Origin of the sequence: Pseudomonas sp. IPO3774, assembly GCF_013386835.1 — a bacterium.
Classification (GTDB): Bacteria; Pseudomonadota; Gammaproteobacteria; order Pseudomonadales; family Pseudomonadaceae; genus Aquipseudomonas.
Genome location: NZ_JACAQY010000018.1, coordinates 125,796 through 141,312, shown reverse-complemented (window position 1 = coordinate 141,312; position 15,517 = coordinate 125,796). Strand labels below are relative to the sequence as shown.

The following is a 15,517-nucleotide window of genomic DNA, read 5'->3' as shown; positions in this document are numbered from 1 at the left end:
AAAATGAAAGGCGCGGATAACCGCGCCTTCCTGGCAACGCATCACTCGCCCTGTCGGGCCGGAGCGTCCAGCTCAAAAGCGGTATGCAGTGCGCGTACAGCCAGTTCCAGGTACTTCTCTTCGATCACCACCGACACCTTGATTTCCGATGTGGAGATCATCTGGATGTTGATGCTTTCCTTGGCCAGGGCTTCGAACATGCGGCTGGCAACGCCCGCATGGGAACGCATGCCCACGCCCACGATCGACACCTTGGCAATCTTCGTATCGCCGACCACTTCACGGGCGCCGATTTCCTTCGCAGTGTTCTGCAGGATCCGCTCCGCCGCATCGTACTCGTTGCGGTGCACGGTGAAGGTGAAATCGGTGGTGTTATCGTGCGAGACGTTCTGCACGATCATGTCGACTTCGATGTTCGCGCCACTGATCGGGCCCAGGATCTTGAAAGCCACGCCCGGGGTGTCTGGCACGCCACGGATAGTCAGCTTGGCTTCATCACGGTTGAAAGCGATACCGGAAATGATCGGCTGTTCCATGGATTCCTCTTCATCAATAGTAATGAGGGTGCCCGGACCCTCCTTGAAGCTGTGCAGTACGCGCAGCGGAACGTTGTATTTGCCGGCGAACTCAACGGCACGGATCTGCAACACCTTGGAACCGAGGCTGGCCATTTCCAGCATCTCTTCGAAGGTGATCTTGTCCAGGCGCTGAGCCACGGACACGACCCGGGGGTCAGTGGTGTAGACGCCATCCACATCGGTGTAGATCTGGCATTCGTCAGCCTTCAGGGCTGCCGCCAGGGCCACGCCAGTGGTGTCGGAACCGCCACGACCGAGGGTGGTGATGTTGCCGTGCTCGTCGACGCCCTGGAAACCGGCGACAACTACCACACGACCGGCTTTCAGGTCAGCGCGAATCTTCTGGTCATCAATCTGCAGGATGCGGGCTTTAGTGTGCGCGCTATCCGTAAGAATGCGGACCTGGTTGCCAGTGTAGGACACCGCCGGCACACCACGCTTGTTCAGCGCCATGGCCAGCAATGCGATGGTCACCTGCTCACCGGTGGAAATGATCACGTCCAGTTCACGGGGAACCGGTTGCTGATCGCCACTGATTTGCTTGGCCAGATCGATCAGGCGATTGGTCTCGCCGCTCATGGCCGACAGCACCACCACCAGGTCATCGCCGGCATCGCGGAATTTCTTAACCTTGTCGGCGACCTGCTCGATTCTTTCGACAGAGCCGACCGAGGTGCCTCCAAATTTCTGTACGATCAAAGCCATTTCTAAGCCGCCTCAGCCCGTAAAGGGGCGCCTGTTATTCAATCAACCAGCACTGACTGAGCCCGCGACTAGACCACGAGCTCATTAACAGCGTCTTAAATACCTGCCTCGACAAACGGCACGGTCAGGGCCAGGGCCGCGTCCAGGGCGCCGGCGTCAACACCACCGCCTTGCGCCATGTCCGGACGACCACCGCCCTTCCCGCCCACTGCCGCGGCGGCTTGCTTCATCAAATCACCGGCCTTGAGTTGGCCAGTCAGGTCTTTGGTTACACCGGCAACCAGAACGACCTTTTCCTCATGGACACTGCCGAGCAGGATCACTGCGCGGCCGAGCTTGTTCTTCAACTGATCGACCAAGGCCAACAGCGCCTTGCCGTCCTGACCGTCCAGGCGTACGGCCAGCACTTTCACACCCTTGACGTCCAGGGCGGAAGCCGACAGATCGTCGCCCGCCGCGCTGGCCGCCTTGGCCTGCAACTGCTCCAGCTGTTTCTCCAGCTGACGGTTGCGCTCCAGTACGCCGGAGAGCTTGTCGATCAGGTTGTCGCGGCTGCCCTTGACCAGGCCGGCCGCTTCCTTGAGTTGTTCTTCTGCCGCATTGAGGTAGGCCAGGGCCGCAGCACCGGTGATCGCTTCAATACGACGTACGCCGGAAGCCACGCCGCCTTCGCTGATGATTTTCAGCAGGCCGATGTCGCCGGTACGGCTGGCGTGAATACCACCACACAGCTCCACCGAGAAGCTGCCGCCCATGCTCAATACGCGCACTTCGTCGCCGTACTTCTCGCCAAACAGCGCCATGGCGCCTTTCTTCCTGGCGCTCTCGATATCGGTTTCTTCGGTTTCCACCGGGGTGTTCTTGCGAATCTCGGCGTTGACGATGTCTTCCAGGGCCTTCAACTGCTCAGGCTTGATCGCCTCGAAATGACTGAAGTCAAAACGCAGGCGCTGGCTATCGACCAACGAACCCTTCTGTTGCACATGCTCACCCAGCACCTGACGCAACGCAGCGTGCAGCAAGTGAGTGGCAGAATGGTTCAAGGCAGTTGCATGCCGTACGTCGGCATCTACCTGAGTGTCCACCGGGGCGCCGACGGTCAGGTTGCCCAGCACCAGCACGCCGTGATGCAGAAACGCACCGCCGGTCTTGGTGGTGTCGCGCACTTCAAAACGACCGGAGGTGGAGCTCAGGAAACCACAGTCGCCAACCTGGCCACCGGATTCAGCGTAGAACGGGGTCTGGTCGAGGACCACAACGCCCTCGTCACCTTCGTTCAGCACGTCGACCGACTTGCCATCCTTATAGATAGCCACGATCTTGGCCGAGCCAACGGTGGCTTCGTAACCAATGAACGAAGTCGCCACATCAACCTTTACCAGGGTGTTGTAGTCCAGGCCAAAGGAGCTGGCGGAACGGGCACGGACGCGCTGGGCTTCCATCTCACGCTCAAACCCGGCCTCGTCGATGGTCAGCTCGCGTTCGCGGGCGATGTCGGCGGTCAGGTCCATCGGGAAACCGTAGGTGTCGTACAGCTTGAACACGACGTCGCCCGGCACCACGGTGCCCTTGAGCTCCGCCAGGTCCTGCTCGAGGATCTTCAGGCCGTGCTCCAGGGTCTTGGAGAACTGCTCTTCTTCAGCCTTGAGCACGCGCTCGATGTTGGCTTGCTGCTGCTTGAGTTCCGGGAAGGCATCGCCCATCTCGGCCACCAGCGCGGCAACGATCTTGTAGAAGAAGCTGCCGGTGGCGCCTAGCTTGTTACCGTGACGGCAGGCGCGACGGATGATGCGGCGCAGCACATAGCCACGGCCTTCGTTCGACGGCAGCACGCCATCGGCGATCAGGAAGCCGCAGGAACGGATGTGATCCGACACCACCTTGAGCGACGACTGGTTGTCGTTGGCACAGCCAATGGCCGCGGCCGAAGCGCTCAGCAGGTTGGTGAACAGGTCGATCTCGTAGTTGGAGTGAACGTGCTGCATCACCGCACTGATCCGCTCCAGGCCCATGCCGGTGTCCACCGACGGCGCTGGCAACGGATGCAACACGCCATCGGCGGTGCGGTTGAACTGCATGAACACGTTGTTCCAGATTTCGATGTAGCGGTCGCCGTCTTCTTCCGGCGAGCCCGGTGGGCCACCCCAGATGTCGGCGCCGTGATCGTAGAAAATCTCGGTGCACGGGCCGCACGGGCCGGTATCGCCCATGGTCCAGAAGTTGTCGGACGCGTAAGGCGCGCCCTTGTTGTCGCCGATGCGAATCATGCGCTCGACCGGCACCCCGATTTGCTGGGTCCAGATGTCGTAGGCTTCGTCATCGGTGGCGTAGACGGTCACCCAGAGTTTTTCCTTCGGCAGCTTCAGCACGCCGGTCAGAAAGGTCCAGGCAAAGGTGATCGCGTCTTTCTTGAAATAGTCGCCGAAGCTGAAGTTACCCAGCATCTCGAAGAATGTGTGGTGGCGGGCGGTGTAGCCCACGTTTTCCAGGTCGCTGTTCTTGCCGCCGGCGCGTACGCACTTCTGGCTGCTGGTGGCGCGGGTGTAGGCGCGCTTTTCCTGGCCCAGGAAGCAGTCCTTGAACTGGTTCATCCCCGCGTTGGTGAACAGCAGGGTTGGGTCATTGCCTGGGATCAAGGAGCTGGAGGCGACACGGGTGTGACCTTGCTCTTCGAAGAAGCGAAGGAAGGCTTCACGGATTTCTGCGCTTTTCATTAGGTTCTTCCACGGAGGCTGCGGCCAAAGGCCAGTGCTAAACGTCATCAGACGGAGCGACGGCAAAGGGCCGCATTATATCGGCCCTTTGCCCGTGGTACAGCGTGTTTATGTGATAGAAACAGTCAATTAGACGGTCTGCACTGTCATTTCCGGGAAAACTCGACAAATGTCGCGAGCACTTGCTCGATCTGCGCCCGGCTGACGTCCAGGTGCGTGACCATGCGCAGGCGCGGCGCCGCGCTCAACTTGATCCCGCGCTCGGCGGCAAACACCTTCAAGGCCTGGGCTCGATCACCGATGTCGACGTAGACCATGTTGGTCTGCACCGGCTCCACCGTATAACCCGCCTTGCGCAGTTCATCCCCTAGCCATTGGGCGTTGGCGTGGTCGTCGGCCAGGCGCTGCACCTGGTGATCCAGGGCGTACAGCCCCGCCGCCGCCAGCGAACCGGCCTGGCGCATGCCGCCACCGACCATCTTGCGCAAACGACGGGCCTTGGCGATCAACGCGGTGGAGCCGCACAGCACCGAGCCGATCGGCGCGCCCAGGCCCTTGGACAGGCACACCGACACCGAATCGAAGTGCTGGGCGATCTCCCGTGCATCCACACCCAGCTTGACCGCCGCGTTGTAGAGCCGCGCGCCGTCCAGGTGCAAGGCCAGTCCGTGTTCCCGGGTAAAGGCTCGCGCCGCCGCCAGGTATTGCAGCGGCAGGACCTTGCCCTGCATGGTGTTTTCCAGCGCCAGCAAGCGGGTGCGGGCGAAGTGGAAGTCGTCCGGCTTGATCGCCGCCAGCACGTGCTCCAGGTTCAGGGAACCGTCGGCCTGCACTTCCAGGGGTTGTGGCTGGATCGAGCCGAGAACCGCCGCGCCGCCGCCTTCGTATTTGTAGGTGTGGGCCTGCTGACCGACGATGTATTCCTCGCCACGCTCACAGTGCGCCATCAATGCCAGCAGGTTGCTCATGGTGCCGGTGGGCACGAACAACGCGGCGGCAAAACCCAGGCGCCTGGCCAGTTCGGCTTCCAGGCGATTGACGCTCGGGTCCTCGCCGTAGACGTCGTCGCCGCTGGCGGCCGTGGCCATCGCCTCGAGCATGCCAGGGGTCGGTTGGGTCACTGTGTCGCTGCGCAGGTCAATCACGTTCATCAAACTAGCCTCTAGCGGATTGGAGCGTTTCTTGTGTTAACGATTACTGCGGGCAAACCCGCGGAATATCAAGCCCCGTGCTTGCACAATCGAATACCAACCAAACAAACCGATATAGGTTATCGATAAACCAACCGTGCAGTTTCTGAAAAACCATGATAAAAACTCTCCGCCGCCAGGGTTCTGGCGGCAACGTTCTCAGGGCGGGGTGTAATTCCCCACCGGCGGTAATTGCACGCAATGTGCATAGCCCGCGAGCGCTTGGCGCCTCGAACTGCCTCGGCAGGACGGCGACAAGGTCAGCAGACCCGGTGTGATCCCGGGGCCGACGGTCATAGTCCGGATGAAGAGAGAACGGGATTGGCACCTAAGGGCCGCGCTGACGTCATGTTCACATGAGCCCGCTGTGCGTACCCTTAAATCCCATTCGATTCATAACGCCCTGTTTTTTTCTTAAACAGGAGTCAGAACATGCAACCCACCGCAATCGACAGCAAAAGCAAAAACCATCACGGCGAGCGCGTCGCGTTTATCCAGGCCTGCTGGCACAAGGATATTGTCGACCAATCCCGTAAAGGTTTCCTCGCCGAAATGATCGCCCAGGGCTACCAGGAATCGGACATCGATTTCTTCGAAGTCGGCGGCGCCTTTGAAATGCCCCTGCACGCCAAGCTGCTGGCCAAGTCCGGCCGTTATGCCGGTATCGTCGCGGCCGCCCTGGTGGTGGACGGCGGGATCTACCGTCACGAGTTCGTGGCCCAGTCCGTGGTCAGCGGCCTGATGCAGGTCCAGCTGGAAACCGAAGTGCCGGTGTTCTCGGTATCCCTGACCCCGCACCACTTCCACGCGGGCAGCGAGCACCATACGTTCTTCTATGAGCACTTCGTGCACAAGGGCCAGGAAGCGGCACGCACCTGCGCCGACACCCTGCACAAGGTTCGCGCACTGCGTCGCAATGAGCCACGGGCTCTCGCGGTTTAAGCAACACTGCAAAGCAAATGTGGGAGCGGGCTTGCTCGCGAAAGCGGAGTGTCAGTCAATACATGTCTGACTGATACACCGCCTTCGCGAGCAAGCCCGCTCCCACATTTGACCGAGTCGGTCTCGGGGTTCAGGCCAGGCCGGCATCCGTGGTCGGCACAATCAATATCCCTGCTCGCAAGCCATTCTTGACCTTCGGGTTCGGGAAGATGATGCGCGCGCCCTCCTCCTCAATTACCCAGCGGGTCTTGGCAATGTCCTCGGCCAGCAGATAACCCTTCTCCAACTCCGAAAAGTTTTCCACGTCCGCCGGCAAATGCAGGACGAAGGTATCGCTGTGCTTGATCACTTCCCGGGAGACGCTGAACAGCTGCAGGCCATCCAGGCTCTCGGTGGCCGGCTCGTTGCCCTCGATGATCTGCGTGAGGCGGGTTTCCAGGCGCGATACGTCCACGCCCTGGTTCTGCCCGAACGGCCGGGCCTTGCCCAACTCCAGGGTGAAGGACTCGGCCTCCAGCTGCTCATAGGTAAACGCCGTGAAGGTGATCGACGTCTTGTTCTGCAACAGCACCGCCTCCAGGCCGGCGGCTCGCAGGCGCGCCAGTTCACGACGTGAATGCTGGCGACCGTCCTTCCACGGGTACAGTGCGAACTGCTCGATCTTCGAGCCACGGATGGCGGTGTGCAGGTCGTAGTGCAAACGGCTACGCCCAGGCACGCTGAAGAAGGTGCGGGCCAACTGCTCAAGCTCGGCGGCGCGCATGGCTTCAGGGCCGATGTTTTGTTCATGACGGCCATTGAACAGCCGGTTGACGTCCAGTTCGAGGTAACGCTCGCCACGGCGCATGGCCTCGGGGTTGCCGAACAGGAACAGGATACGGGTACGGGGCTTGATCTCCCCACGGGCGATGCCCTGCAGCAAGCGGTCGGCCAATTCGATTGGCGCGGTTTCGTTGCCATGGATGCCGGACGACAGCAGCACGTCGCTGCCGTTGTCCCGCGCCTCAGGAGGCCGCACTTCCAGCGCGCCCTCACTGAGCCAGCGCAGTTGCACGCCGTCGACAGTCAGTTGAATTTTTTGCGCCGGTTCGCGACCGGCGAGGGTCAGTTCAAGCAGTTTGCCGAGGGCGAGCATACGCAGCTTCCTTAGTGGTTGCAGCCAGGACCGTGGACGTGATCGTCGTCATCACCTTCAACGTCGGCCGGTTCCATTTCCAGTTGCAGGCTCATCAGGTTGGTGGCCAATGGGCGCATCAGCAGGTTGGCGTATTCCGCGTCGCCTTCTTCCACGTCCACGCCGATCAGCAGTTGGCCACGGCCGTCGTGCTGGATCCAGATCTCCTTGCCCTGCCACACCACGGCGACGCGGGTGCAGGAGGTTTCCAGCTGGGTGCCGTCGGTGTCTTCAAGGATCAGTTTCAGGGTGTCGGTGGTCATAAATAGTTCTCAGCCGTGCGGCGTTAATTGATCTGGAAAGGATAAACCGAGCCCAGTTTAAGGATTTGCGTCAGTTCATCCAGTGCCGTCCGGCACTCAAGCAGCAATTGCGGGTCAGCCAGGTCGGTTTCCCGCAGGCTGTCGCGGTAGTGCTTGTCGACCCATTGGGTCAGCGTGTCGTACAACGGCGCCGTCATGATAACCCCTGGGTTGACCGCCGCCAGTTCGGTTTCATTCAAGGCTACACGCAAGCGTAGGCACGCCGGGCCACCGCCGTTCTGCATGCTTTGCTTGAGGTCGAAGACTTTGACTTCGTGGATCAGCCCGCCGGAGGACGTCAGGCCTTGCAGGTACTGCCAGACACGCTCGTTGGCGCGGCATTCTTCCGGCACGATCAGCAGCATCGAACCGTCGGCGCGGGTCAGCAGCTGGCTGTTGAACAGGTAGGAACGCACCGCGTCTTCAACACCCACCTGGGCCCGTGGCACGCAGATCGACTGGAAATTGCCGCCGAGCTTGCCGAGCTTGCCCTGCAATTCACCGAGCATCTGATCGGTATTGAGGAACGCGTCCTCGTGATAGAACAGCACCTCGCCATTGCCTACCGCGATCACATCGTTGTGGAACACACCGGCATCGATCACCGCCGGGTTCTGCTGCGCGTAGACCACGCCGTCATCCCGCAGGCCGTGCAGGCGCGCGACCGCCTGGGAAGCTTCAAGGGTCTGGCGTGCCGGGTACTTTTGCGGCGCCGGGTAGCGGGTGTCGAACGCGCTGCGGCCGAACACGAAAAACTCTACGCCCGCCTCGCCATAGTCCCGGCAGAAACGCGTGTGGTTGGCCGCGCCTTCGTCACCGAACTGCGCCACGGCCGGCAGCGCGGCGTGGTGGGCGAAGTGTTTGCTATCGGCAAACATCGCCCCCAGCACGCGGCTGGTGGTCGGGTGTTCGATGCTGCGGTGGTATTTGCAGTTGAGGTTGGCGGCGGTGAAATGCACGCGGCCGTCAAAGGTGTCGGCGCTCGGGCTGACGGTCGCGGCATTGGCCACCCACATGCTCGACGCCGAGCAACTGGCAACCAGCAGCGGCATGGCTTGCTTGGCGGCCTGCTGGATGACTTGTGCGTCGGTGCCGGCAAAACCGAGGTTGCGCAAGGCGGCCACATCCGGACGTTCCTGGGGCGCCAGCACACCTTGCACAAAGCCCATTTCCATCAGGGCCTTCATCTTCGCCAAGCCTTGCAGCGCAGCTTCCTTCGGGTTGGAGGACTGCTGGCTGTTGCTTTGGGACGCGACGTTGCCGTAGGACAAGCCGCCGTAGTTATGGGTCGGCCCCACTAGACCGTCAAAATTGACTTCACAGGATTTCATCGGCGAGGCTCCACGAACATCTGTATTTTTATAGGCATCAAATTACTTGAACACACCACAAATCAAGTGTGGGAGCGGGCTTGCTCGCGAAAGCGGTGGTTCAGTCGCCTGAAATGTTGAATGACACACCGCCTTCGCGAGCAAGCCCGCTCCCACATTTAGATCAGCGTCACACCCGGGGTTAACGTCGCCGGTAGCACCAGGCTCGGGGTCTCAAGGGAGGCCACCGGGTACGCGCAATAGTCCGCCGCGTAATAGGCGCTGGCGCGATGATTGCCCGAAGCCCCTACCCCGCCAAATGGCGCGCTGCTCGCAGCACCCGTCAGCTGTTTGTTCCAGTTGACGATCCCGGCGCGGCTTTCCAGCCAGAACTGCTGGTAACGCGCCTCGGAATCCGACAGCAACCCGGCCGCCAAGCCGTATTGAGTGTTGTTGGCCTCGGCAATCGCCGCCTCGAAATCAGCGTAGCGGATCACTTGCAGCAGTGGGCCGAACAGCTCTTCGTCAGCGCGTTCCGTAACCTCGGTCACATCGATAATCCCCGGCGTCAGCAACGCAGCCTGGGCCTGGGGTTGAGTCATTTCCAACAGCGCCACGGCGCCATTGGCCAACAGCAATTCCTGGGCATCCATCAACGCCTTGGCAGCACCGAGGGAAATCACCGAGCCCATGAACGGCGCCGGCGTTTGGTCAAATGCGCCGACTTCGATGGTCGAGCTCACCGCCACCAGGCGTGCGAGCAACGCATCGCCCCAGGCGCCTTCCGGCACCAGCAGGCGACGGGCACAGGTGCAACGCTGGCCAGCGGAGATAAACGCCGACTGGATAATGGTGTACACGGCCGCATCCACATCGGCCACTTCGTCCACCACCAGCGGGTTGTTGCCGCCCATTTCCAGCGCGAGGATCTTGTCCGGGCGCCCGGCGAATTGCTGGTGCAGATGGTTGCCGGTGCGGCTGGAGCCGGTGAAGAACAGACCGTCGATGCCCGGATTCGCCGCCAGGGCGATCCCGGTTTCCCGCGCGCCTTGCAGCAGGTTCAACACGCCCGCCGGCAGGCCGGCGTCGATCCAGCATTGCACGGTCAGCTCGGCGACTTTCGGGGTCAGCTCACTCGGTTTGAACAGCACGGTGTTACCCGCCAGCAAGGCCGGCACGATATGCCCGTTAGGCAAGTGACCCGGGAAGTTGTAGGGGCCAAACACCGCCACCACACCGTGGGGCTTGTGGCGCAACACGGCAGTGGCGTCGCCCAATGGGCCGCTCTTCTCGCCGGTACGCTCGCGGTAGCTTTGCACCGAGATCGCGACCTTGTTGACCATGCTGGTGACTTCAGTCGCCGATTCCCACAAAGGCTTGCCGGTTTCCTCACCGATGCAGCGGGCGAGTTCGTCGGCACGGCTTTTCAGGTTGGCGGCGAAGGCTTCCAGCACGCTCAGGCGCTCTTCCAACGAACGCTTGGCCCAGGCCGGAAACGCCTGGCGGGCAGCCTGGACGGCGGACTCGACCTGCTCGGCGGTGGCGCCATTACCCGACCACACCACCTGCTGGGTCACCGGGCTCAGCGACTCAAACACTTCACCCTGGCCAGCCAGCCATTCACCTGCGATGTATAGCGAATTCATTATTTCGACTCCCGGGCAGCGGACAACGGTACGGCACGCACTTGATCACCGGCGATCAGTTGCAGGCGCTTGGCGGTCTGTTGATCGACCACCAGGGTGCCCGCAGCCAACCGCGCCGGCGCGGCGGTGATGCGGCAATCTTCACGTTTGCGGTTATGGATCAGGAACGGCGTGGCGTCGTCGCCCGGCGTACCAATCGCCAGCACCAGCGCCTCGCTGTCGCGCACGGCGCGGATCTTGGTGGTTTCACACTCCACCGCCGGGCCCGCGTCGAAGATGTCGACGTAGCCCTGGTAGCTGAAACCTTCGCTCTTGAGCATGCTCAGGGCCGGCTCGGTGTCGGTGTGGACCTTGCCGATCACGTTGCGCGCGTCCTCAGACAGGAAGCAGGTGTACAGCGGAAACTTCGGCATCAGCTCGGCGATAAACGCCTTGTTGCCCACGCCGGTGAGGTAGTCGGCCTGGCTGAATTCCATCTTGAAGAAGTGCCGGCCCAGGCTTTCCCAGAACGGCGAGCGCCCGGCTTCGTCGGACATGCCGCGCATCTCGGCGATGATCTTGTTGCCAAACAGCTGCGGGAATTCCGCGATAAACAGCATGCGCGCCTTGGCCAGCATGCGGCCGTTAAGGCCGTTGCGGTAATCGGCGTGCAGGAACAACGAGCACAGCTCGGAGTTGCCGGTCAGGTCGTTGGCCAGAAACAGCGTCGGGATTTCACGGTAGATGTTCAGCTCCTGGGAGGCGCTGACCGTCAGGCCGACCCGGAAGTTGTACCAAGGCTCACGCAGGCCGACAGCACCGGCGATGGCGGAAATCCCCACCACGCGGCCTTCGTCGTTTTCCAGCACAAACAGGTAGTCCGCATCACCGCGCCCGGCTTCGCCGCGAAAGGTCTTTTCAGCCCAGCCGACCCGATGGGTCAGGCGCTCTTCGTTGGCCGGCAAGGTGGTGAGGCCGGTGCCGGTGCTGCGCGCCAGATCAATCAGGGCCGGTAAATCGCTGCTGCGTACGGGACGAACGATCATGCTATCTCCTCAAACGGGCCGCCTTGCAAGCCACCCGCGAAACTCATTCTTAAACCGCTACCAGTCGAACGCTGGCACCTTCGCCGACGCCCAGGGCTTCGGCGGTTTCCAGGTCCAGGGTCACTGGCTTGCCCGGCGCGTAGTCCAGCTCCAGCATCACCGCGCGGTAATCCTGCAACTGGCCGTTGCTCACCAGGTACTGGCGGCCGACACCCTTGACCATCTCACCGATCTTCACCGGCACCACACGGCTCTGGGCGATCGAGCGAATGCCCGAGACGCGCGCATGCAGGGTTGGGCCGCCGTCGAAGATGTCGATGTAATGGTCGGTCTCGAAGCCTTCGCGCATCAGGATGTCGAAGGTGATCTGCGCCCGCGGGTGCACCTGGCCCATGGCTTCCTGGGCTTCGTCGGGCAACAGCGGCACGTAGATCGGATAGTGCGGCATCAGTTCGGCGAGAAAGGTCCGGCTCTTCAACCCGCACAGGCGCTCGGCAGCGGCGTAGTTGAGGTCGAAGAAATTGCGGCCGATGGCGTCCCAGAACGGCGAATCACCGTTCTCGTCGCTGTAGCCCACAATCTCGGTGACCACCGAATCGGCGAAGCGCTCCGGGTGGCCGGCCACGAACAGCAGGCGGCCACGGGAGTTGAGCTCCGACCACGGCGAACCCACCAGTTCCGGCACCACGTAGAAGCTGGTCAGCAGGCTGTTGCCGGTGAGGTCATGGCACTGCGAGAGCACGTGGATCTTGTTGTGAATCTTCAGCTCGCGGGAAGCGTGCACGAAGGTCTCGTTACGGAAGCTGTAGAACGGTTCCGAGTAGCCGGCCGAGGCAACGATGGCCGAACAGCCCACCAGCTTGCCGGCGTCGGTGTCTTCCAGGACGAAGAAATAGCTCTCTTCACCGTTGAAGCTGACCTCGGCGGCGAAGGACGCTTCGCTCGCAGCGATCTTGTCGCTCAGGCGTTCGACATCATCCGGCAAGGAGGTGACACCAATCGGGCTGTCCGCAGCCAGACGCTGTACCTCGCCCAGATCAGCCATTTGCGCGGGGCGCATCACCAGCATGGTGTCACTCCTTAACTCGAAAAACTCACAGGAAAAAATGCCGGACACGATCTTGAAATCAGTGAGGTCAAGTGTGGGAGCGGGCTTGCTCGCGAAAGCGGTGTGTCATTCAACATTTCAGGTGACTGAGCCACTGCATTCGCGAGCAAGCCCGCTCCCACATTTGATCTTCACAGCTTCAACTAAAGAGTCCGGCATACAAAATTTGTGTTGGGCGCCCGACTCGCCGGGCACCCAACGGTCTATCAGGCTTGCGTCAGCTTTTTCACCGCACGTTCGAAGCGGTCCAGACCTTCCTGGATATCAGCATCTTCCACCACCAGGCTCGGGGCGAAACGCACCACATCCGGGCCGGCTTGCAGGATCATCAAGCCTTCGCGCTCGGCGGCGTTGAAGATGTCCTTGGCCTTGCCTCTCCAGGCATCGCTCAGCACGCAACCGAGCAGCAGGCCCAGGCCACGCACTTCGGTGAAGATGCCGTATTGCTGGCCAATCTTCTCCAGACGGGAAACGAACAAGTCGTGCTTGGCGTTAACGCCGGCCAGCACTTCTGGCGTGTTGATCACGTCGATCACCGCTTCCGCCACCGCGCACGCCAGCGGGTTGCCGCCGTAGGTGGTGCCGTGGGTGCCGACCACCAGGTGCTTGGCCAGGTCTTCGCGAGTCAGCATGGCCGCGATCGGGAAACCGCCGCCCAGGCTCTTGGCGCTGGTGAGGATGTCCGGCACGACGCCGTAATGCTGATAGGCGAACAACTCGCCGCTGCGGCCCATGCCGGTTTGCACTTCGTCGAACACCAGCAGCGCGTTGTTCGCGTCGCACAGGTCGCGGGCACCTTGCAGGTACGACAGTTCTGCCGGCAGCACGCCGCCTTCGCCCTGGATCGGCTCCAGCACCACGGCGCAGGTCTTGTCCGAGACGGCGGCTTTCAACGCCTCCAGATCGTTGTAAGGCACGTGGGTGATGCCGACAATCTTCGGACCGAAGCCGTCGGAGTACTTCGACTGGCCACCCACGTTCACGGTGAACAGGGTACGGCCGTGGAAGCTGTTCAGCGCGGCGATGATTTCGTATTTCTCGGTGCCGAAGCGGTCGAACGCGACACGACGGGCCAACTTGAAGGCGGCCTCGTTGGCTTCGGCGCCGGAGTTGCAGAAGAACACACGCTCGGCAAACGTGGCGTCGATCAGCTTATGGGCCAGGCGCAGGGCCGGCTCATTGGTGAAGACGTTGGACACGTGCCACAGCTTGTTGGCCTGTTCGGTCAGTGCACCGACCAGCGCCGGGTGGGCGTGGCCCAATACGTTGACCGCGATGCCGCCGGCAAAGTCGATCAGCTCTCGGCCCGCCTGGTCCCATACGCGCGAACCTGCGCCACGCACGGGGATGAAAGCGGCAGGTGCGTAGTTGGGAACCATGACCTGGTCGAAATCGGCACGTTGCACCGGGGCTTGCTCAACGGACATCGGAGTCTCCTGAAGAGGAACGCCTGCCTGAAACTGGCGGGCGATGCAGGGATTGTAAGGACAGTTTTCAGCGCGGCCTTGCCGCCAAGCGACAACTTCTTATAGCGCCAACCCGCGATTTTCGCGGGTTTACGCCAATGCGACAAATAGCATCGCAATGGCGCAGTTTAAACCGCCCGAGCCGGTTTTGGGCGGTCGGCGAGGCACAACTATCTAATGCCGTCGCCGATGGCCGTTTTGGTCTGCTGTTGATCTCATCCGCGCACAGGAACAGCGCCATCGCCTGGAGATGCCGGCCGAGCATTGATGCCTAGCCGCGCTCGGACGGCACCGACGACAATTCGAACGGGCTGCTGCTGCGGCGCTGGTTGCGGTCTTCACGAGGGGTGGCGCCGAAGAAGTTGCGGTAGGCGCTGGAGAAGTGCGGCCCCGAGGAGAAGCCGCAGGACAGGCCGATCTGGATGATCGACTTGCTGGTTTGCATGAGCATCTGGCGGGCCTTGTTCAGGCGCAGTTCCAGGTAGTACTGGCTGGGGACGCGATTGAGGTATTGCTTGAAGATCCGCTCGAGCTGTCGTCGGGACACGCACACATGCTGGGCGATTTCGTCGGTGGTCAGCGGCTCTTCAATGTTGGCTTCCATCAGCAACACGGCTTGGGTCAGTTTTGGATGGCTGGAACCCAGGCGGTTTTGCAGCGGAATGCGCTGGCGCTCGCCGCCTTCGCGGATGCGCTCCACCACCAGTTCTTCCGAGACTGCCCCGGCCAGTTCGGCGCCGTGGTCACGGGCCAGCACTGCCAGCAGCAGGTCGAGTACCGACATGCCACCGCAGGCGGTCAGGCGGTCACGGTCCCAGTCGAACAGATGGCTGGTGGCGATGACCTTGGGGAAACGCTCGGCGAAATCGTCCTGCCAGCGCCAGTGCACAGCGGCGCGGTAACCGTCGAGCAGACCGAGCTGGGCCAACGGATACACACCGGCCGACAGGCCGCCGATCACACACCCGGCACGCACCAGTTGCTTGAGGGCGGTGCTGAGCTGGGAGGCGATGACGGTCGGTGGCTCATCGGCCAGCAGGAACAGCTTTTGGAAACCTTCCAGCTTGCCAGCCCAGGGCTCACCCGGCAGTTGCCAGGCGCCGTCGATTGGCGGTTCGGCCTGCAAAAACGAGAGTTCGTACACCACGTCCGGATGCACCCGCTGAGCAACGCGCAAGGCCTCCTCAGCCAGCGCAAGCGTCAGTGCTTTAGTGCTGGGCCAAATCAGGAAACCAATTCGATGGGCAGTCATGGAGTGCTATCCGAAGCGAGTAACAGTAATGAAGACAAAGGCCAATGCTAGCCGGTAAACCAACACAAATCTCTAAAGCTGGTGAAGATCCAAATGTGGGAGCGG

General features: G+C 61.7%; 12 protein-coding genes and 1 riboswitch. Of the genes, 1 reads left to right on the top strand and 11 read right to left on the bottom strand.

Annotated features, from left to right (window positions below):
• Positions 1–41: 41 nt before the first annotated feature.
• The 3 genes from HYE77_RS12440 to ltaE form a co-directional block, all read right to left on the bottom strand.
• Positions 42–1,283, bottom strand: a complete 1,242-nt coding sequence (locus HYE77_RS12440; RefSeq protein WP_003214308.1) for an aspartate kinase — start codon at positions 1,281–1,283, stop codon at positions 42–44.
• A gap of 95 nt (positions 1,284–1,378) precedes the next feature.
• Positions 1,379–3,997, bottom strand: coding sequence for an alanine--tRNA ligase (gene alaS, locus HYE77_RS12435; protein ID WP_102606408.1), 2,619 nt, complete (start codon positions 3,995–3,997; stop codon positions 1,379–1,381).
• A gap of 146 nt (positions 3,998–4,143) precedes the next feature.
• On the bottom strand, positions 4,144–5,148 hold the full coding sequence (ltaE, locus tag HYE77_RS12430; protein ID WP_177068837.1) for a low-specificity L-threonine aldolase: 1,005 nt from the start codon (positions 5,146–5,148) through the stop codon (positions 4,144–4,146).
• 190 nt (positions 5,149–5,338) lie between these two features.
• A riboswitch (FMN riboswitch) is annotated at positions 5,339–5,508 on the top strand.
• 111 nt (positions 5,509–5,619) lie between these two features.
• On the opposite strand from ltaE, the gene HYE77_RS12425 reads away from it, so the two are divergent.
• Positions 5,620–6,129, top strand: coding sequence for a 6,7-dimethyl-8-ribityllumazine synthase (locus HYE77_RS12425; RefSeq protein WP_003214313.1), 510 nt, complete (start codon positions 5,620–5,622; stop codon positions 6,127–6,129).
• A 130-nt stretch (positions 6,130–6,259) separates the two neighbouring features.
• On the opposite strand, the gene astE is transcribed toward HYE77_RS12425, so the two are convergent.
• From astE to HYE77_RS12385, 8 genes are all read right to left on the bottom strand, one after another.
• Positions 6,260–7,264: a succinylglutamate desuccinylase gene (gene astE, locus HYE77_RS12420; RefSeq protein WP_003214315.1), complete on the bottom strand. Its 1,005-nt coding sequence runs from the start codon at positions 7,262–7,264 to the stop codon at positions 6,260–6,262.
• 11 nt (positions 7,265–7,275) lie between these two features.
• The gene (locus tag HYE77_RS12415) at positions 7,276–7,566 is read right to left on the bottom strand and encodes a hypothetical protein (RefSeq protein WP_003214319.1); all 291 of its coding nucleotides are present in this window, start codon (positions 7,564–7,566) and stop codon (positions 7,276–7,278) included.
• Positions 7,567–7,589: 23 nt separating this feature from the next.
• Complete coding sequence (gene astB, locus HYE77_RS12410) at positions 7,590–8,936, bottom strand: N-succinylarginine dihydrolase (RefSeq protein WP_177068836.1); 1,347 nt, start codon at positions 8,934–8,936, stop codon at positions 7,590–7,592.
• Positions 8,937–9,094: 158 nt separating this feature from the next.
• Entirely contained in the window at positions 9,095–10,564 is a 1,470-nt protein-coding gene (gene astD, locus HYE77_RS12405; RefSeq protein ID WP_177068886.1) for a succinylglutamate-semialdehyde dehydrogenase, read from the bottom strand.
• Entirely contained in the window at positions 10,561–11,586 is a 1,026-nt protein-coding gene (gene astA, locus HYE77_RS12400; RefSeq protein ID WP_003214325.1) for an arginine N-succinyltransferase, read from the bottom strand. Before astA ends, astD begins: the two co-directional genes overlap by 4 nt.
• Before the next feature lie 49 nt (positions 11,587–11,635).
• Positions 11,636–12,655 (bottom strand): arginine/ornithine succinyltransferase subunit alpha, encoded by a 1,020-nt coding sequence (aruF, locus tag HYE77_RS12395; RefSeq protein WP_003214328.1) that lies wholly within the window; start codon positions 12,653–12,655, stop codon positions 11,636–11,638.
• Between the two features lie 245 nt (positions 12,656–12,900).
• Positions 12,901–14,121 carry an aspartate aminotransferase family protein gene (locus HYE77_RS12390; protein ID WP_177068835.1) on the bottom strand — a complete coding sequence of 407 codons (1,221 nt, stop codon included), beginning with the start codon at positions 14,119–14,121 and terminating at the stop codon, positions 12,901–12,903.
• Positions 14,122–14,431: 310 nt separating this feature from the next.
• The gene (locus tag HYE77_RS12385; RefSeq protein ID WP_003214334.1) at positions 14,432–15,412 is read right to left on the bottom strand and encodes a GlxA family transcriptional regulator; all 981 of its coding nucleotides are present in this window, start codon (positions 15,410–15,412) and stop codon (positions 14,432–14,434) included.
• Positions 15,413–15,517 lie beyond the last annotated feature (105 nt).

Excerpts from the sequence above, each read along its gene's own strand:
- HYE77_RS12440 (WP_003214308.1), bottom strand. The coding sequence starts at position 1,283 with ATGGCTTTGATCGTACAGAAATTTGGAGGCACCTCGGTCGGCTCTGTC.
- alaS (WP_102606408.1), bottom strand. The coding sequence starts at position 3,997 with ATGAAAAGCGCAGAAATCCGTGAAGCCTTCCTTCGCTTCTTCGAAGAG.
- ltaE (WP_177068837.1), bottom strand. The coding sequence starts at position 5,148 with ATGAACGTGATTGACCTGCGCAGCGACACAGTGACCCAACCGACCCCT.
- HYE77_RS12425 (WP_003214313.1), top strand. The coding sequence starts at position 5,620 with ATGCAACCCACCGCAATCGACAGCAAAAGCAAAAACCATCACGGCGAG.
- astE (WP_003214315.1), bottom strand. The coding sequence starts at position 7,264 with ATGCTCGCCCTCGGCAAACTGCTTGAACTGACCCTCGCCGGTCGCGAA.
- HYE77_RS12415 (WP_003214319.1), bottom strand. The coding sequence starts at position 7,566 with ATGACCACCGACACCCTGAAACTGATCCTTGAAGACACCGACGGCACC.
- astB (WP_177068836.1), bottom strand. The coding sequence starts at position 8,936 with ATGAAATCCTGTGAAGTCAATTTTGACGGTCTAGTGGGGCCGACCCAT.
- astA (WP_003214325.1), bottom strand. The coding sequence starts at position 11,586 with ATGATCGTTCGTCCCGTACGCAGCAGCGATTTACCGGCCCTGATTGAT.
- aruF (WP_003214328.1), bottom strand. The coding sequence starts at position 12,655 with ATGCTGGTGATGCGCCCCGCGCAAATGGCTGATCTGGGCGAGGTACAG.
- HYE77_RS12390 (WP_177068835.1), bottom strand. The coding sequence starts at position 14,121 with ATGTCCGTTGAGCAAGCCCCGGTGCAACGTGCCGATTTCGACCAGGTC.
- HYE77_RS12385 (WP_003214334.1), bottom strand. The coding sequence starts at position 15,412 with ATGACTGCCCATCGAATTGGTTTCCTGATTTGGCCCAGCACTAAAGCA.